Source organism: Thalassospira sp. TSL5-1, from assembly GCF_001907695.1.
Classification (GTDB): Bacteria; Pseudomonadota; Alphaproteobacteria; order Rhodospirillales; family Thalassospiraceae; genus Thalassospira.
The window spans coordinates 90,396-109,344 of sequence record NZ_KV880642.1 but is presented as its reverse complement, the minus strand read 5'-3'; the positions used below and the strand labels follow the sequence as shown (position 1 = coordinate 109,344).

The 18,949-nt window shown below is 50.6% G+C and carries 14 protein-coding genes; 2 read left to right on the top strand and 12 right to left on the bottom strand.

The genetic code is table 11. From position 1 onward, the window contains the following. Positions 1-99: 99 nt before the first annotated feature. The 6 genes from LF95_RS21205 to LF95_RS21180 all read right to left on the bottom strand — a co-directional run bounded on the left by LF95_RS21205 (position 100) and on the right by LF95_RS21180 (position 7,649). Positions 100-528, bottom strand: coding sequence for a universal stress protein (locus tag LF95_RS21205; protein ID WP_073957205.1), 429 nt, complete (start codon positions 526-528; stop codon positions 100-102). Positions 529-530: 2 nt separating this feature from the next. Next, on the bottom strand, positions 531-3,143 hold the full coding sequence (locus LF95_RS21200) for a TRAP transporter permease (protein WP_073957204.1): 2,613 nt from the start codon (positions 3,141-3,143) through the stop codon (positions 531-533). Positions 3,144-3,325: 182 nt separating this feature from the next. Continuing rightward, complete coding sequence (locus LF95_RS21195) at positions 3,326-4,303, bottom strand: TAXI family TRAP transporter solute-binding subunit (protein ID WP_073957203.1); 978 nt, start codon at positions 4,301-4,303, stop codon at positions 3,326-3,328. Between the two features lie 210 nt (positions 4,304-4,513). Next, on the bottom strand, positions 4,514-5,365 hold the full coding sequence (locus tag LF95_RS21190; RefSeq protein ID WP_073957202.1) for a beta-keto acid cleavage family enzyme: 852 nt from the start codon (positions 5,363-5,365) through the stop codon (positions 4,514-4,516). Then, positions 5,362-6,702: an aspartate aminotransferase family protein gene (locus tag LF95_RS21185; protein WP_083607871.1), complete on the bottom strand. Its 1,341-nt coding sequence runs from the start codon at positions 6,700-6,702 to the stop codon at positions 5,362-5,364. The genes LF95_RS21190 and LF95_RS21185 overlap by 4 nt, the downstream gene beginning before the upstream one ends. Then, a complete protein-coding gene (locus tag LF95_RS21180; RefSeq protein WP_073957200.1) occupies positions 6,699-7,649 on the bottom strand; it encodes a MurR/RpiR family transcriptional regulator in 951 nt (316 codons plus the stop codon). Before LF95_RS21180 ends, LF95_RS21185 begins: the two co-directional genes overlap by 4 nt. A gap of 652 nt (positions 7,650-8,301) precedes the next feature. On the opposite strand from LF95_RS21180, the gene LF95_RS21175 reads away from it, so the two are divergent. Beyond that, positions 8,302-8,778: a MaoC family dehydratase gene (locus LF95_RS21175; RefSeq protein WP_215905723.1), complete on the top strand. Its 477-nt coding sequence runs from the start codon at positions 8,302-8,304 to the stop codon at positions 8,776-8,778. Positions 8,779-8,836: 58 nt separating this feature from the next. On the opposite strand, the gene LF95_RS21170 is transcribed toward LF95_RS21175, so the two are convergent. The 6 genes from LF95_RS21170 to LF95_RS21145 all read right to left on the bottom strand — a co-directional run bounded on the left by LF95_RS21170 (position 8,837) and on the right by LF95_RS21145 (position 15,970). Next, positions 8,837-9,382: a GNAT family N-acetyltransferase gene (locus LF95_RS21170; RefSeq protein ID WP_083607870.1), complete on the bottom strand. Its 546-nt coding sequence runs from the start codon at positions 9,380-9,382 to the stop codon at positions 8,837-8,839. A gap of 8 nt (positions 9,383-9,390) precedes the next feature. Further along, the gene (locus LF95_RS21165; RefSeq protein WP_073957199.1) at positions 9,391-9,957 is read right to left on the bottom strand and encodes a helix-turn-helix domain-containing protein; all 567 of its coding nucleotides are present in this window, start codon (positions 9,955-9,957) and stop codon (positions 9,391-9,393) included. 411 nt (positions 9,958-10,368) lie between these two features. Beyond that, positions 10,369-11,487, bottom strand: a complete 1,119-nt coding sequence (locus LF95_RS21160; RefSeq protein ID WP_073957198.1) for a replication initiator protein A — start codon at positions 11,485-11,487, stop codon at positions 10,369-10,371. A gap of 795 nt (positions 11,488-12,282) precedes the next feature. Continuing rightward, positions 12,283-12,783 (bottom strand): hypothetical protein, encoded by a 501-nt coding sequence (locus LF95_RS21155; RefSeq protein ID WP_073957197.1) that lies wholly within the window; start codon positions 12,781-12,783, stop codon positions 12,283-12,285. Next, a complete protein-coding gene (locus LF95_RS21150) occupies positions 12,783-13,658 on the bottom strand; it encodes a ParA family protein (protein ID WP_073957196.1) in 876 nt (291 codons plus the stop codon). The genes LF95_RS21155 and LF95_RS21150 overlap by 1 nt, the downstream gene beginning before the upstream one ends. A 1,100-nt stretch (positions 13,659-14,758) precedes the next feature. Further along, the gene (locus tag LF95_RS21145) at positions 14,759-15,970 is read right to left on the bottom strand and encodes a winged helix-turn-helix domain-containing protein (RefSeq protein ID WP_073957195.1); all 1,212 of its coding nucleotides are present in this window, start codon (positions 15,968-15,970) and stop codon (positions 14,759-14,761) included. 1,423 nt (positions 15,971-17,393) lie between these two features. Between LF95_RS21145 and LF95_RS21140 the strand changes: the two genes are divergently transcribed. Beyond that, positions 17,394-18,941, top strand: coding sequence for a ShlB/FhaC/HecB family hemolysin secretion/activation protein (locus LF95_RS21140; RefSeq protein WP_083607869.1), 1,548 nt, complete (start codon positions 17,394-17,396; stop codon positions 18,939-18,941). The last annotated feature ends 8 nt before the right edge of the window (positions 18,942-18,949 follow it).

Here is an 18,949-nt window from a genome sequence, read left to right as displayed (position 1 = left end):
GTCGAACTGCTATCATGGGTTGCAATTCACTACATGACGACAAAAAAGGCGGGCACGATTTTTCGTGCCCGCCAGATACATACCGAATAAAGATAAGGGTCAGTCGCGAACGACAAGTACCGAACAGGTGGCATGGCGCACAACGCGTGCGGCATTTGGCCCCAAAAGATAGTCTTTCAGTTCCGGTCGATGTGCCCCCATGACGATCAGGTCACAATTGGTTTTTTTGGCGATTTGCAAAATCACCTCATAAACCGTGCCCTGGCCCACAATGTGCTGCACCTTGATTTCCGCCGGGACATTTGCGGCGACAAATTCGTGCAGCCGTTCATTATAGGCTTCGAGAACTTTTTTCTCGTATCCCTTGGGGAAAAACTGCCCGACCATCGACATGCCAACCGTTGGCACAACGGTTAATACATGCAGACGCGCCCCTTCCTGGCGGGCCTCGCGAATGGCCGCAGGCAAGGCCTTTTTCCATGACGAATCATGGTCAAGATCGACGGTAACAAGGATATCCTTATACATCTTCAGCCCTCCTTGACGGGTGCACGGGTGCCATCAGGATGGCGATGACGGCGGCGCTGGAGGAAGATGATCAAGCCCAGCAACAGGAATGCAGGAGCAAAGAACACTTCCTTGGGCATCCGTTCGGCCTCCAGTTTAATGGCGGTGATTTCATAATCAAAATCAATCCCTACCTTTTCGGCCGGGCCGCCAAAAACCACGTCATCCACATAAATGCGGCCATCTTCGTTACGCACCGCAATCCCGGCATTATACAGGCGGTCTTCGCCCGATGCCTTTGGTCCCAGCGGCAACATGACCGATTTTTTAACCTCATCGCCTTCCAGGCTGGTGCCCTCCACGTCAATACGCAAATTGGTATTGGCTGGCAGGGTCGCGACCTTTTCAACGATTTCGGCCGGGTTGACGTTGTTAAACGGCGGTTCGATCAAATCAAGCCAGAACCCGGGGCGGAAAAGCGTAAAGGCAATCAGAAGCAATGCCGCACTTTCCCACAGGCGCGAACGGGTAAAGAAATATCCCATTGTCGCCGCCGCAAAGACCAGCATGGCGATAATCGCCACCACAATCACCCATATCGCCTCGAACACATGATCAATCCCGATCATCAAAAGCTGGGTATTGAACAGGAACAGGAATGGCAAAACCGCGGTGCGCATGCTGTAGAAAAACGCAACAAAACCGGTTTTCATCGGGTCCGCGCCCGATATGGCGGCGGCCGCAAAGGATGCCAGCCCCACCGGCGGTGTCACATCGGCCATGATACCGAAATAGAACACGAACAGATGCACCGCAATCAACGGGACGATCAGGCCATTCTGTGCGCCAAGCTCCACAATCACCGGGGCCATCAGGCTGGAAACCACGATGTAGTTTGCCGTGGTTGGCAGGCCCATGCCCAGGATCAGGCTGATAATGGCGGTCATGATCAAAATCAGCATCAGGTTGCCACCCGAAATGATTTCGACAAATTCAACCATCACCTGGCCAATGCCGGTAAGTGAAACCGTACCAACAATAATGCCGGCTGCGGCGGTCGCAACACCAATGCCGATCATATTGCGCGCACCGGTGGCAAAACCGTCAATAACGTCAATCACCCCGGTGCGAAACAACGACATAGAATCCGGCTGTTTGCGGAAAAAGGCCTTAACCGGCTTTTGCGTCAGCATGATGAAAATCATCAGAACCGTCGCCCAAAAGGCCGACAGACCGGGTGATTTCAGCTCGATCATCAAAAACCAGACCAAGACAACCACCGGCAGCAAATAATGCAAACCGGCCTTTGCCGTTTCACCCAAAGCAGGCAATTCAACAACCGGCTGGTTGGGATCATCCATTTCCAGATCGGGATATTTCGAGGCGTAATAAAGACCTGCGAAATAAATCACCGCGCATTCAACCGATACAATCCAGCCAACAGCATCACCAAACAGGCGTTGCTGCCATTCCAGGGCGTAATAGACAACCCCGGAGAGGATCACCAGCGAGCACACGAAGATCAACGAACGCAACAGCGTGCGCTTCATATTCGGCTCGTCGCGACGCGGCAGGCCCTGCATATTAGCCTTAAGGGCCTCAAGATGCACGATATAGATCAGCGCAAGATAGGAAATGGTCGCGGGCAAAAAGGCGTGCTTGATGACTTCGGGATAGGGAATACCAACATATTCCACCATCAGAAAGGCAGCAGCCCCCATCACCGGCGGCATGATCTGACCATTAACCGAGGATGCGACTTCAACCGCCCCGGCCTTTTCCCCTGGAAAACCAACCCGTTTCATTAGCGGGATGGTAAAGGTCCCGGTCGTGACCACGTTCGCGATGGAGGAGCCGGAAATAAGCCCGGTCATGGCCGATGACAGCACCGCTGCCTTTGCCGGACCGCCGCGCATATGCCCCAGGGCGGCAAAGGCCACCTTGATGAAATAGTTACCCGCCCCGGCCTTATCGAGCAGGGAGCCAAACAGCACAAATAAAAACACAAAGCTGGTCGAAACGCCAAGCGCGATCCCAAACACGCCTTCAGTTGTAAGCCATTGGTGCGACATAGCCTTGGAAAAACTTGCCCCGCGCCATTGCAGCACATCGGGCACCCAGGCCGCATTGCCGAAAAAGACATAGGCCAAAAACACCAGCGCCACACACATCAGCGGCGGGCCAAGGGCACGGCGGGTCGCCTCAAGCAACATGACCAGGCCAACACCGGCAACAACCAGATCCATCGTGGTCGGCAAGCCCGGACGACTGGAAAGCTCGACATAGGCGATATAGATGTAAGCCGCGCAATACGCACCCACCAATGCCTGAACCCAATCCTGGACCGGAATATAGGTTCGGGGCGAACTTTTAAACGCCGGATAGGCCATAAAGGCCAAAAACACGGCAAAAGCAAGATGGATGGAACGGGCTTCGGTCGAGTTGAAAACGCCGAAATGAAAAATGTAGGGCAAGGGCGATGCCAGCCAAAGCTGAAACACCGACCACGCCACGGCCACAAAAAGCAGAATTCGGGCAGTTATACCGCCAGGCTGTCGCGCGCCAGTATCGGATTCAGCAATCAGGTCCTGGAGGTCCCGATCATTGCCTTCCGTCGCACGTTGTTCGTTTGTCATGCTAGTTCCCCGGTCAAAACGGTTTTACCGTTTAGTTTCACCCAGAACCTGATTGATCCCCGCCAGGAAAGGCCAGGGATCATTTACGGACATATTTTTGATTTCGTTGAATTTTTATGCCCGCGCAGGAAAGGATAGACAGGCAAAACGGGAGGCCCGGAGACCTCCCGTTCAAAGCGACCTTACATCAGGCCGGCTTCCTTGTAATATTTGACAGCGCCGTCATGCAGCGGAGCAGACAGACCGTCTTTGATCATTTCTTCTTTTTTCAGAACAGCAAAAGCCGGGTGCAGCTTTTTGAAGTCGTCAAAATTCTCGAAAACCGCTTTGACCACATTGTAAACAATGTCGGTATCAGTATTGGTCGAAGAAACGAAGGTTGCGCCAACACCAAAGGTTTTCACATCTTCCGGGTTGCCGCGATACATGCCGCCAGGAATGGTGGCGATACGGTAATAAGGGTTATCGGCAACCAGCTTGTCGATTTCCGGGCCGGAAACGTCAACCAGAACCGAATCACAGGCCGTCGTGGCTTCCTGGATCGAACCGGCCGGATGGCCAACGGTGTAGATCATGGCGTCGATCTTGTTATCGCACAGTGCCTGGGACTGTTCGGCCGGCTTCAATTCCGATGCCAGCGCGAAATCATCAACGCTCCAGCCTTTGGCGGCCATCACAACATCCATCGTGTCGCGCTGACCAGAACCCGGATTACCGATATTGACGCGCTTGCCCTTCAGGTCATCAAAGGTTTTGATGCCGGAATCCGCACGGGCGACAACGGTGAACGGCTCGGGATGGATCGAAAATACAGCGCGCAGTTCCTTGAACGGACCCTGATCTTCAAATTTGCCGGTACCGTTATAGGCATAATACTGGATATCGGACTGGGCAACGCCCATATCGAGTTCACCAGCGCGGATGGTGTTGACGTTGTAAACCGACCCGCCGGTAGATTCGACCGAACACCGAATACCGTGGTCCTTGCGGCCCTTATTGACCAAACGGCAGATCGCACCGCCGGTTGGATAATAAACGCCGGTTACACCACCGGTACCGATGGTAATAAATTTCTGGTCAGCAGCTGATGCCTGGGTCGAAAACATCGAAACCCCAGCCAAGGCCACAACCGCACTTGCAATAGCAACAAGCTTTTTCATCAGGATTGACTCCCTTACACCCTGTTGGATTTATTCAACTGTGCAAAGCAACAGCAGAATTTGGACGCAGAACCATCGCACGCGATGGCTCCCCCGATTCCGGGGACTATATTTAAAGCTGCACAATTATGAACCCAACAGCGCGAGAAGTGATCCCTCGTTATCGCCAAACTGTGAACAATATCACAGGTTTTTCAACTTTTTTTGATATTACCACGCCGGACGAAGCAACTTGCGCGCTACTTTTGCACCCGCCAGCGGGCGCCCCAGCATCAAAACACCCTTTTTTACCTGATCAATCAACGCCGCATTGGACGGGGCAGGCGTTCCATCCACCAAAAGGGTATTATTTTCAAAACCGATCCGGGCATGACCGCCAAGCGCGATTGCCGCCATCGCACAGGCGTTTTCATGTTGTCCGAAGGCGCACATCATCCAGTTTGACACCAGCGGCGGGTAGTCGCGCAAAACGGGTGCCGCCAAAAACGCCAGCAAATCAATTGGGCTGGATTTTTGCCCCTCGGTATAACGCCCCAACACATATAACAGCGGAAAACCCCGGCCAGGGATAACACCACGCGCCACCAGATCGGCATATCGCGCAAAATCCTCCGGCGCATACAGGATAAATTGTGGCAAAATATCCGCCTCGCGCATGAAAGCACAAAAAGCCGAAAATTCCCCTTCATCACAACCTTCTGGTGCCACTTCGCGAATGGCCAGCGACACCGCCTCGGGCACCAATTCACGCACCATCGCCATCTGGGCGTCGGCCTCATAAATGCCAACCGCCTCGCTTGTAACCTGTATCAGCATATCCTCGCCAACGGCTGCGCGAATTTCCTGTATCGCTTCACGGTAGCGCCCGGTATCCAGGCTATGACCGCCTTCATCATCTCGGACATGCAAATGAATAACCGATGCCCCAGCCTCAAGGCAGGCCCGCGCCTCGCGGGCAATATCTTCCGGTGTAATCGGCAAACCCGGATAATCGGCTGGCATTTTGCGCGCGCCGTTCGGGGCAACAGCCAGGATGGCGGGTGTTTGTGCATAAAGGCTCATTTCTGCCCCTTTGCTGAAAAGACCTGATCCACAGTTTTGGCAAACAGGGTCACGATGTCGTCAATCTGTTCTTCCTTCACAATATAGGGCGGCGCAAACAACACATGATCCCCGCGCTGCCCGTCAATCGTACCGCCCATCGGATAGCACATCAGCCCGTTTTCAAAGGCGGTTTTCTTGATTTTGGCATGAATTTTCAGGGACGGGTCAAAGGGCTGTTTTGTTGTTCGATCGGCGACAAATTCAACACCGCGAAACAAACCACGCCCACGAATATCACCTATATAGGGATGATCGGCAAAGCGCGTCATCAGCGCATTTTGCAGGGTTTCCCCCTGTTTTACGACATTTGCTAAAAGCCCCCTGCCCCGAATGGCCCGCTGGGTTGCCAGGGCGGCAGCACAGGCGGTTGCATGGCCCTGATAGGTATGCCCATGCTGAAAAAACCCGCTGCCATTGGCAATGGCCCGGTCAATTTTGCCTGAAACCAGTACCGCACCAATCGGCTGATAGCCCGCACCAAGGCCCTTGGCAATCGTTTGCAAATCGCCCGAGATACCTTCCTGCTCAATCGCATGAAGCGTACCGGTGCGCCCCATGCCACACATCACTTCATCAAGGATCAACAAAACACCGTACTGGTCGCATATGTCGCGAATGCGTTTGAAATAGCCCGGCACGGCAGCAACCGCACCCGATGTTGCACCCACAACCGGCTCGGCAACAAAGGCGGCAACCTGGCCTGCCCCCAGCTTCAGGATCGCGTCTTCAAGCTCGTTTGCCACCCGCAATCCATAATCTTCGGCTGTTTCGCCCATTTGCTGGTCACGATAGGCATAACAGGGCGAAACATGGCTGGCATCGATCAACAGGGGTTCAAACTGCCGTCTGCGCCACATATTTCCACCAACCGAAAGCGCGCCCAGCGTATTGCCGTGATAGCTCTGTCGGCGGGCAATAACAAATTTGCGCTCCGGCTCGCCAATTTCCAGAAAATATTGCCTCGCCATTTTCAGGGCAGCCTCAACCGCCTCGGACCCGCCGGAAACAAAATACACCTTTTCCATACCGGCCGCGGCATGGGCAATCAGGTCGTCAGCCAGTTCTTCCATTGGATCGGATGAAAAGAAACCGGAATGGGCGTAGGCAAGTTTTCCAACCTGCTCAATAATCGCGGCCCGCACATCCGGGTCCGAATGCCCCAGGCACGAAACAGCCGCCCCGCCCGACGCATCAAGATACCGTTTGCCGTTTTCATCAATGATATAAATCCCCTCGCCCGCAACGGCGCGCGGCGGCTGAACAAGGCTGTTACGATGTAAAACATGTGTTGTCATGATCTTGTGTTCCGTTTGGGACTGGCGTCCTGCCAGTATGTCTCGAAAGCCGAAAGCTGTTTTTCGGCCCGGGCAATTTGTTGAAGTGCAGGTTCACCGCCGCGTGCCACCAAAAGGGCAACCAGCGCCTGCATTATTGATGTGGCTGCGGTAAAACTTTGAAAAAACGATGGGGAGGCATCGGCAATTAGCAGGTTAGCACTGGCATGACGCGCCAGTGGGGAAACATCTGAGTCCGTGACACTAATGACGGCGGTTTTTTGCGTCAGCGCATAATCCACCACATGCAGGCTGTCATTGGCATAGGGGCTCAGGCTGACCGCCAACAGAACATCACGCCGCCCCATACCACGCAATTGATCGCCAAATGTGCCTGCGGCACCATCAACCAGTGTCAGATTGTCGGCAAAAAACCGATAGGCGTAGGCAAATTGAAAGGCAGCAGGAAACGCGCCGCGCCGCCCCAGCACAAAAACGTGCCGGGCATTTTCAATAAGCATACAGGCATCGCGCAGGGCAGAGCGCATCCCGGGCCCATAAGAATGCGCAAGATTGCCCAGCTCCTGCTGCAGAATTTCATCAATCAGGGTTGTTTCGGTCGTGTTGCTGGTTTCGAGAGAGGTATCATCACCATCACTTCCGGTGGTTTCCGCAACTGTGCCACGATGCTGCAATTGTCGTGCACGCCCCGTGTAACTGGCCGGTATATCGCGCAATCGGTTTTGAAAGCTCAACCGAAACTCCTGATAACTGGCAATGCCGATGGTTTTCATGAGCCGGACAAGGGTGCTGGCCGGCACATCGGCAGCTATTGCCAGCGCGCGCATCGATTTAAGAGCAACATCATCAGGATGATCCAGCATATAACGTGCCGCACGCTGAAGCTGTGGGCTCATCGCATCATATTGGTCAATCAGTTTTTCGCGGAAATCATCATATGCTGGCATATTCGTCCTGCTTGCTTCTGCACAATGATGGAAATTTAGTCATATCGTGCGAAACAAAACAACAAGTGTTTCATTCAAGATAACTTTGAAACATTTGTTTTGAAGTGCGTTTCATGTTTTTCATTTGAAACGCGAATTACCAAAATAAATCATGAGGTTACAGGAACCGTCGCGCAGACTGCGATACACATCGCTACACCTGCCTGTTTCACGCGATTGTGCGAAAAGGTGCCGAAAATCAGGTTTTCAAAACGAATCCCGGCTCAGGTTCATGCCATTTAACGGGCAAACTCCCAAAACTATCGGCATTTCACGGACATATCGAATGTCCGTGATGTACCGAATGTTGATCAGGCGGAGGCCAAAACAATCGGTCTTTGCCCAACTCGCCAATGTCGGTATTTTACCGTATTTAAAATACCGTAATAACTCAGTAGAACTTAATTGAATCATTTATTATCAATATTTTGGCAGACAAAAAACGATTATCGATTTCCGAATTTCCGTATTATGGATCGAAGATCCGCACCATTACGCCGCCATTCACCAACCATGATCCCTATTGTTTCCCCCGGATTAATTGCAAGATCTGAGGCCTGTTGGTAAAAGCAGGATAGAAAATCAGCTGATTTCATCAGACAGGGGCAACAGGATGAAAATCCTGTGTGAAGGGGCGAAAAGCGGCATGGAAAAAAAGCAATATTTCAAAGATTACCACAAGGGGGATGTCCGCCAGAGCCCTGCCCGCACGATTACTGAAACCGATATTGTCGTACATGCCGGGCATACAGGGGATTTCTCCCCCCATCACATGGATGCCGAATTTGCCAAATCGACCGAGTTCAAACGTCGCATCGCGCATGGAACCCTGGTTTTTTCCTTTGCTGTCGGCTTGGCGTCGCAAACCAGCAACAATCCGGTTGCTTTTTCATCGGGATATGACCGGGTCCGCTTTGTCCGTCCGGTTTTCATTGGCGACACGCTGCATTCGGCCATCACCGTTTCCCGTCTGGTTGCTGAAACAGACCATCCTGATTTCGGCCAGGTCATTGAACGGATTGATGTTTTAAACCAAAATGATGAAACGGTCCTGACTGCCGAGCACATTTTGATGGTCGAGCACGGTTAAACGATTAACCGGACCTCATCATATCCTGCCGTCTGTGCATTAAAGTCCCAGATGCAGCTTATAGCTGCTTATACATGATCGTGGTTGGATCAAGGCTATCGGTAAACGGGTCTTTGGCGAAAGCGGGGATGGACCCAACGGTGTGATATCCTAGTGCGCGGTAAAGCGGTTCTGCCTTGTCCCCTGTACGGGTATCAAGGGTGATCAGGGTTCGTTTACGGGTTTTTGCCAGATCTTCCAGTGCCCCCATCAACCTTTTTGCCAGGCCCTGGCGGCGATAATCCGGATGAACCAGCAATTTTGCCACTTCGGCACGGTGCTGCTGGTTTGGCGGTGTATCACAATCAAGCTGAACCGAGCCCGCGATGGCGCCATTCACCTTTACCACCAAGACATTTCTGGTTCCCGCGATAACACCGGGCCTGACGCTTTTTTGCCAAAAACCCCTGGCAGCTTCGATGTCAAAGGGATGGATAAAACTGATACTGGCCCCTGCATAAATGCAGGCATGAAGAAGATGTGCCAGGTCATCAAGATAATGATCAAACAGGTCAGGTTGGCAGTTTTCTATCGTGATGTCGGGATTAACGTCATGGATTTGCATGGGTTTTCTTAAACAATAAACAGGTAGTAGCGAGCCGCCGACGCAGGCGGTGTTTGAAAGCAACTTGTTCCAGTAAGCTGATAACGAAGACTGTCTCCCGGCTTTAACGTGTAATGCCTGTTATCAAGGGATAAAGTCAGTTCCCCTTCTTGCAGAACAAGATGATGTTCAAGCCCGATTTTGGGGGGCTGGGCGTAGGTTATTGTTGTGTTGGCAGGGATAGTGCACTCAAGAACTTCACCGGCCAGAGTTGATGCTGGTGGTGATAGTGAACGCCGGATAAAGCCCGTTTCAGGGTCAGTCCAGACCGGTTGTTGTTTGACCGGGTAATAAGGCTGAAAATCTTCTTCAATCAGCAGCATTAGCCGTGACAATGTTAACGAATACGCACTGCATAATTTGGCAAGCATATCTGTTGTCGGGCTGACATCGGCTTTCTCCAACCGGGAAAGTGTGGATTTGCTAATGCCGGTTTTACTGGCAAGCGTGTCCAGGCTCCAGGTTTGCTGTTGTCGCAAATGACGGAGCTGCCTTGCGATTTGCTGATCAAGGGTGTTTTGCTGTGTTTGTTCCATATGTGGGATATATTCCCAAATATGGAACCTGACAAGGCTTTTTTGAAACGAACACTGGTTGGCTGGTAAAGCGGGTTCCTGCTTTTCTTGTGGACAGGGAACGTGCTGTATGGTTTTATTTATTAACAAAAGATTAATTCATATATAACGTCCAAACACCTTAGATTTGTTATATGAGTTAATAAAGATTGTTAGAGTAGAGTTATATAAGTTACGTGGAAATGAGACTCCTTTGTGTTTTCAGGAGTCAGTGATGCTGTGGCGTCCGCGTTGTACCGATCAATTGTCCGCGAAGTATCAAATCTCCCGTCCGCAATAACACGACCGCAAAGTATCGACTGATCGTCCGTGATGTACCGATCTTTGGTCCGCGATATGCCGTTAAGGGCCAAAAGTTATCCACAGATGGCCTTACATATCGATGCTGCGATTGGCGACATAGCGTTCGCAAAACGCCATGAAGGCCTTTTCCGGGTCCTTGATGACCAGTTGGTTTCTCTGGCTTGAACTGGCCCATTCACGCTCCAGATGGTCTATATCCCAGTCTGGGAAGCGTTCACGGGCATTATTGATGACGTGGATGGAAAGGGGCTTGGGCCGAAATTGGGCATCGCCCCGTTCAAACAGCTTTTCGGGGCTTTCCTCGGCCGGATTGGCTGCAGCATCAAGTGTTTCGTCACTTTGCGGACGGATGGGACGGACCTCCAGCATCCATTCCTTGGGATTACGGCTTTTAAAGGCGCTGTCGAAATCGGCGGATTTGCCCATGCGCAGCGAATAATCGGGGATATTGCCATCCTCGATGATCTTGCCCAGATCGGCGCGAAACTTGCGTTCTTCGCGGTCAGAGCCGCATTTTTCCTTCAGCGAGGGAATGCTGATCAGCCAACTGCGCTGCTGGCCGCAATGTTTGCGGGCAAGTTCATAAATGCGCCGTTCCAGCCCCTTGGAAAGGTCGAAATAACGCGGGCTGATGGTCAGAACCCGTCGATCAATGACAATCGCCTTGAACATCCATTCATTGAGGGTGACTTCAACGCCGGCCATGATGGAACGGCCGTTTTTGGTTTTGCGTTCGATGATACGGTAACTTTCGATCCAGCCAAAACCGGAGCGGATTTTGTCATTGCCTGATTCAACGTTGGTTCGCACACGCGTCCCGTCCAGGCGTTCCAGCATATCGAGAAAAAGAGTATATCCCCGTTTGGACGTTTGGCGTTTGGTCGAGCGGAGGAAATCATGTGCGGCAAAAGTGATTTTTCGGTCGCTAACCTTTTCACCGCGTTCAAGTTTTTCGTTGATGATCGATCCAAGATACATCAACAAATCCTTGTCATAGATGTTCGCCATGCCTTTGGCGCCCGGTTCTATGCGGATGTCCACCCCGCCCCGGCTATAGTGAAACGGGGTCCGGCGGGGCTGCTTGGTCAACGAGAACCAGGGATGCTCCATCAGCATCCGGTCGTCCTTGAAAGGGGCACCATCTACCAGTTGATCCAGAAACAGATCGACCTGTTGTGAACTCGCCACGTTTATGTCCCTTTACCCCAATTGTCCGCGATGTGACGAGTTTGGTCAAATCTGCCCGATATATCAATGTTTTGATTCTATAGCGTCCGCGATGTGACGAGAAAAAGTGTCCGCGATGTAACGAGAAAGAACACCCTTATGCGTTTGAATATTCGGCATTTCACGGTCAGATTTTTCCAATCTCTCTTTGGGCGATTTTTTTAAGGGCGCCTTTTAGAGGGCCTGCAGGGCGATTTTTAGGGTTTTGTCCGCGTTGTGACGACCTGATAAAACGGGACTTGGCCTGCTTTTGAAAAGGCATTTTTCTAACCTGTTGAAAATAGGTCGTTTTATTACTTTAAGTGTTGCTTTAAGATTTATTTTCAAAAGGTTAATGCCTGTTTGTCCGCGAAATAACGAATCGTTTGACCGTCGAATCGGTACATCGCGGACGAAATGCGAATGCCTTAACGTTGTTTACGGGGACAACAAGCAGACTTTGGCCCCTGTCAGCGCGACATTTGATGAATATACCCGGTTTTGTCCGTGAAATGCCGAATGATAGGCATTTTACGCCCTCAGGCAAGGAACTGAGGGCCCTACATCAAGCTGGTTTGGGGTTCAGAACTTTGTCTCGCCCTGCCCTGCTCCGCCCCGCCCTGTTCCAGGTTTCGGAAGGATCGACGGTTTCTTGAACAGCTCTCGTTTGCGGCACGGATGACAATGGCAGACCTGTCAAAACAGCGGCGTTTCCGGGGAAAGCCGCTGTTTATGTGCCGATTGGCAAGGTGGATTTGTCCGCGAAGTTACGAACTTTTAATCTTCTTCCATAACTTTGCGTTGCAATTCGATTCGATCATCGAAATTGCTGTCAAGTTCGCGACAAAAACGGATCAACGCCTCGCGCATGAAATCTGCCCGGGTGTATTCTTCCCCTTCGGGCAAGGGATCATTCTTTTGCAAATGGGCTTTGCGTTTGCGCACCAGCATGCGGATGACGTGATCCACTGCTTCGTCTACCTTGGTTTCAATGCGCAGCAGGCCAATATATTCCTTGCCGGAATGCACATTGTTGCTTGGCTGCGGAGATGTAGGTGCTTCGGACGGCGTTGTCGCCTGGGGTTGAGCGACGACGGGAGCGGGTTCGGGCTGTTTTGCTTCCGGTTCGGGCTCGGGCACCTGTTCGGACAGGTTGCTGGCGATATCGTCGTCCGTGTCATCCGGATTCCAGATTTCAGCCAGGTCCTGAGGGCTGGGCGGCACTTTTTTGACCCTTTCGCGGCGGGCCAGACGGGCAAAGTTGGGTTTTGTCGCCATTACGCTTCCTCCTTGCTCAGTCGGGTCACAAGCTCGAGCAGAAAACTGTACATTTCATCGGCTGCGGTGCCGCGCTGATAGCGGGTAATCGGCATGCCTACGGTTTGGGATTCCTGGAATGCCACCCGTTTGCCAAGTCGGGTTTCAAACACGCGGTCTCGGATGCTGTAATAAAATTCGTCGGGCTCCGCCCCCTCCCCGCGCATTAGCTCGACATAATCCTTTTTGATTTTCGAGCTGTTATCGACGTCATTCAAAATGACACCTAGCAGGTTAAGACCCGGATTATATTTGCGTTTGAAGCGGGTAATGGTTTTGACCACATTTTTGATGGCATCTGACGAATATTCGTCGGCATTGGCCGGGGACAGCACGTAATCGGCGGCCATTGCCGCAGCAGTGACGTGATTTCCCGGCGTTGGCGGGCAATCGATTATCATGATGTCAAATTCAGTTTGCCGGGCCAGATATTCGTCAAGCTCCAGCAAAAGATCATGCTGAATGCCCATCAGGGCGACCAGGTTGGTGTTACCAGTATTGAGCGCCAGGTTTTCGCTAACTGCCAATGGTTTAACCCGTTCATTGGCATTGGAAAAAATGCTCATGGAATTGGCGCGGTCAATTTCGACATCATCGAAAACGCGGTCATGTTGCAATTCGCCGTAGCGCAGGGTCGTTTTGGTCAGGTTGCCCTGGGGATCAAGGTCCACGGCAAGAACTTTTAGGCCGGCTTCGGCAAGGTGAACACAGACCTGAAATGTCAGCGTGGTTTTTCCAACGCCGCCCTTTTCATTCAGCGTGGCAATGACCATCGGGCCTTTGGCCTTCACTTTTTCAATCAGGTCTGAGGGCAAATCATAATTATAGCGTGCCATGTCGGTTCCTTGACCCTGGATGATTTGTGTGTTGTCGCGGTTTCAATACGGTTTTCGGATATCGAGAACTGATTTCCCGGGGATCGATATGCGAAAACCGATGGTCGATTACCGTGTGTCGGTTTTGGAGTTATCGGTATGCGTGGCTCGGATTTTGTCTTTCCGAGGGGCGTTTATCGATCTTCGTGTATTCCTTTATCGAGATTCGAGTACCGTATTTCGTATCCTGGTTTATCGATACCTCCTGTTTCGTTTTTCGATTGATCGGATTACGCATTTCGGGCTGCCGGATAATGTATATCGGGAAGCCGATATTTGATTTCCGACATACCGGTCATCGAAAACCGCATTTCGGAAGTTGTAGGGACGTAATCCGAAAAATCGTTAAGCGAAAAATCACTCTTCGCTCCTCCGTATATCGAAATTCGTCAAATCGATAATGCCAAAACCGATTTGCGATTATTGATTTCCGTGTCATCGATATACGTAACACGGATAGACGTGACATGCAAAATCGAAATTCACTTAAACGATAATCGGCAAGCGTATTTCGTCTATCGCTTTCCCGAAGTTCAGTTTTCGCTCTTTCGATCAACGGTTAGTCCGTTTGCGGATATCGGATATCGATACTCGCTTTCCGGTTAATCGATCATTGAGAGTCGTTCAGACGTTAATCGCTAAATCAAGACTCGATTAACGCTTATCGTTTGAACGTTACACGATTATGTGCTTTTCGTTCAATCGAAGAACATTTTTCGATCAGTCGATATTTGATGATCGTATTTCGGTCCTCGATTAGACGTTAAATCGATTATCGAAAATCGATTCTGTATATCTAACTATTTGAAATTAAATTGTTTACCTTGGAATTTTGCGGAGTGATCTTTGGGCTTTGACGTGAGAGGGTTAAAGCTGTGATTTTCCAAAGGACGGTATGTGTGCTTGCGTATATGCACCCGAACAACACATTTGCACCGATATTAACAGTAAATATTGGAAAGGAAAATGGAGTGTTAATATTTTGTTAGTCTTTGTGTCTAACAGGAAGCTGCCTAAATGGCGGCGATACTGGTTTGGGCGTTGTGAGGACGGGCAGGGGGTTATAGGCGCAACAGAAGATCAAGAAAATAATGGCCGCCAACTTTCCCTCTGGGGCCACGCGAAATGAGGCCTGCTTCAAGCAGCCGTTTAAGCTGATAATGCGCAGCTTGAGGTGTTAAATCACATAATTGTACAATATCGGCAACGCATATGGTTCCGTTGTCAAAAAGGTGAGTGGTGATTTTCGATAGATTTGTCCCGCGCCCATCTGTTGCGAGTTTTTCCGCCTTGCCCCAGTGCTGGCTGACAAGTTTCTCTGTTTGGTCGAGCTTGTCCAAGCCGGATGCGATGACTTTAAGCGTATGAGGGCGGGCACTTTTTACAGGAGCATTTTGCGTGAATAGTGGGCGTAATTTGACTTGGCACTCGCTTAGGGCTAATCCACACATCAGCGGCAGGAATATTCCGTCACAAAAATGCGCGACGATATATGGGATTAACAGTCGAGATGTTCGGTTCCAATAGATCGTCTGAGGATTTTCCGTTTCAAACGATATATTTTGGTGCCGGGTGTCAGGTGCGAGATTACTATATTCCAGATCAAGTTCGTAAAGCCATTTCGATACAATATATATAGCATCGGCAACCGCGATAATACCATTGCCTTGGTCTAGGGTGTTTATCTGATCGCTGAATTGCGTGATCGTTTTGATATCAATCGGGCAGGGGACCTCTTTTTCCTGAAGGACTTTGTTCCAGTCCATTGCCTCCTGATCGGACAGCCAGTTGCGGGATCTCAGGCTGGTTCGTGTGGCAATGGTCTTTACCAGGTCCGGTGTGATTCTGCCTTCTGATGTTGAGGTGGGCTTGCGACTGGCAGCAAAAACATCCATCGCGCCTATCAGGTTTTCGTAATGTGATGAAGAATCACCTTCATATGCCATGAACTGCATAAGACGCCGGGGCGTTGCACCGCGTCCCTCTGCGGTGACGGCTTCACATGCTTCCAGGAGGGCGGCGGCCAATCGACATTTTTCCAATGTTGCGATATTGCCAAGACGCTCAGCCAATCGCCCCAGTTTTCGTTCCGTCGCGAGCGCAAGACCAAGATAGGCGGAAGGGTGGGTTGAGCTGGAGCTGGTTGTTTGTGACGGCGCAAAGGTGGCGATTTCTCTGTAAATTTCGCTTGTTTCACTGGAAATTTTCTCGCGGTCTTCCGCCAGATCTTTACGCAGCTTTGCGAGATTTTCTTCAAAAGAGCCTTGTGTCATATATGCAAGTTTCAATACCAAAATTGGTTTAAATTCAATATATTATATAACAGTAATCAATTTAAGAATAACTTTATTTTGATGTTATTCAGATGATAAATGAAATGCAAAACTTGTGGTGTATTTGTACCTATCTGCATCCTTAATGGTCAGGTGGGGATAGGTTGTTTTTTGGTCGACCAGACTGCTTTGAGGTAAAGGAACTCAACCTAATTTCAGGTCTATTCTTGTATCAGGTATCTTAATTTTTCCTATCCGGGACGGAGGAAAGTGCGCTTCACTCAAATTTGTCGCGTTTTATCGCTTGGCAACCCATGGAAGTCACCCACGCATATATTTTGAGATGATGCTGCTTGAAGCAATAGCGGACCTGAAACTTGATTTGGGCTTTTTCTTTGCGACAGTCGAAATTCAGCAATTTTGCCGGGTAGGGGCGAAAAGGGGAGGGCGATGGGATTGAGCATCTGTTTGCGTCTCTATCTTCATGCCGTTCCTGCTGGTGATTGGTGTGTCCAAGTTCATTATCCGCTGATTTTTAAATGTTGTGCCGTGCTGGGAGCCGGAGGATGCAGGGCACGCGGCGTGTTGTTCGGTTGGAAACCGAATTGGGCTTTCGGCGGGAAACATGTTTTGCACATATCGCATTTGCGATTTTTAGGCTGTTATAGATGGCTATTGGTTCGGATGTTGGCTGAACAATGCAGCGCAGGACGGCGGGTGGCAAGGGGCTACTGCGATAGTGCGCTCACCGTCAATTGCTTGGGTTAATCCGTTTTTTCAAGGCAAAAAAGACAGTATTTTTGACGGAAGGACGACTGAAAAATCCTCTCTGAAGGAGAGAATTTGATTGCCCTAACGGGTTTTGCGACCGCAAAAAAATTTCAATCCGACTGAGAAAGCATTTTTTGTTCTCGATGTTGGATGCTTCCTCAAATTGAAAATCGCTTAACGACATTTTGTATCAGCAATTTCGGATAGGCTTTCCCATATTTTTGTATGGGAGTGTGGCGGTATTTGTAATGCCGTAATGGTATTACGTCGCCCAATTTCATGAAAATTCAGTGTGGTTTTGGGGGGAAATTACTTCGCACACCTATTGGTGTGCGGTTTATAAAATCACTATATATACGATAGTATCTATGCTAGATTCATAAGGGTGTATGATATATACCGTTGTCAGGATTGGTTTCGGCCTATTCCTGGGGGTTTGCCGGGACAGCAGTGCACTGTGCGCTAAGTTACAGATTCTTGGGGGAATCGTTTGAAAAACAGTATTGGTATGATGCGCGGTTGCCTTACGGCAACGTCGCTTTTTGCGTTAGTCGTATGTGGATATTCATCCCAGGTTTTGGCGCAAACGGTTCCGTCCAAGTTACCTTCCGGCGCCGAAGCTGGTCGTGATCTCTCTCAGCCTGGCATCCCAATGCCCGCAGATACTGCTGGCAGTATCTCCGTACCGGGTTCTGCTGCTGTCGAGGTTCCGAAAGGTGCTGAGCAAGCCAGTTTTGTTTTGCGGTCTTTTGTCATAGAAGGTGCAACTGCCTTTTCAGCGGACGAATTGGCTCCGTTTTACCAGGATATGCTTGGCAAGACGATTACCGTCGCCGATGCCTTCCAGGCTGCTGCAAATATCGAACTAAAATACCGCAATGCCGGATATGTGATTTCGCGTGTCGTTGTTCCCCCTCAGGAAGTTACGGATGGTGTTTTTAAGGTCCGCGTCATTGAAGGTTTTATTTCCGATATTGTTGTGCAGGAAGACGTCGGGCCGGTTAGCGCAGCTATCAAACGGCTGTTGAGTCCGCTGATTGGCAAAACGCCGGTGACGGTCGATGAAATGGAACGGCGCCTGCTTTTGGCAAATGACCTGGCAGGCATGACGGTTCGTGCCACCCTTAAGCCGTCGGAAAATGCGACGGGTGGTTCGGAAATGCTGGTTGAAGCCGACCGTGATGCTGTTTCTGGTACCGTTTCGTTTGACAACCGGAACTCCCCCTATTCCGGTAATGCCGAAGGATTGGGGTTGGTACAGTTCAATTCGTTTGGATCACATGGTGATCAGCTTGGCATCCAGACACAGCTCTCCTCGCCAATTGAACGCTCTTTTTCGATCAGTGCCAATTATCAGGGCATGTATTCGGAAGATGGTTTGATGCTCGGACTGAGTTCAAGCTATGGCCGTTCGCGGCCGGGTAAAGAGCTTGATGCACTGGATGTCAATAGTGTGGTTATGGCCGAGCGCGCCATTGCAACCTATCCTCTGATCCGTTCGCGACTGCAAAATTTGCGTTTATCTGGCGAATATGAATATCGCGCGATTGATACGGATGTGCTTGATAATCCCTTTAACAGGGATCGGATACATATCGCGCGGGCGGGAATCAGCTACGATCTGACGGACAGTTTTCAGGGCATTACGGCTGTTCGCGCGACCATTCATCGTGGTCTGGGTATTTTTAATGCCACCGAGAAGGGAGACCCGCTGGCATCGCGGGCGGATGCAAGTGGTTCCTTCACCAAAGGAACGATCGACCTGACACGCGTTCAGCAGGTGACACAAACTGTCAGCCTTCTTGCCACAGCTTCCGGGCAGTATGCCGTCGACCCGTTGCTTGCCAGTGAGGAAATGGCCTTGGGCGGAGCAAACTATGGTCGTGGTTTTGATAACAACGAATTTTCGGGGGACGATGGATGGGCGACCTCTCTTGAAGTCCGCTATTCGCCTGATATGCCTGAAGTCTTCCCCAACGGGGTCCAGTTCTACAGTTTTGTCGATACCGGACAGGTCTGGAATATTGACGATAATGTTTCCCATGAACGAACCAGTGCCTCGTCCTTTGGCGGCGGTATACGCATAAACATTCTTGAAAATCTCTTTGCATCGGCTGAAGTGGCAAAAGGGTTCCGGAAACCCACGTCGGATTCATCGACAAAGCCCCAGGCCTTTTTCACCCTTTCAGCCAAATTCTAAGCGCGGGT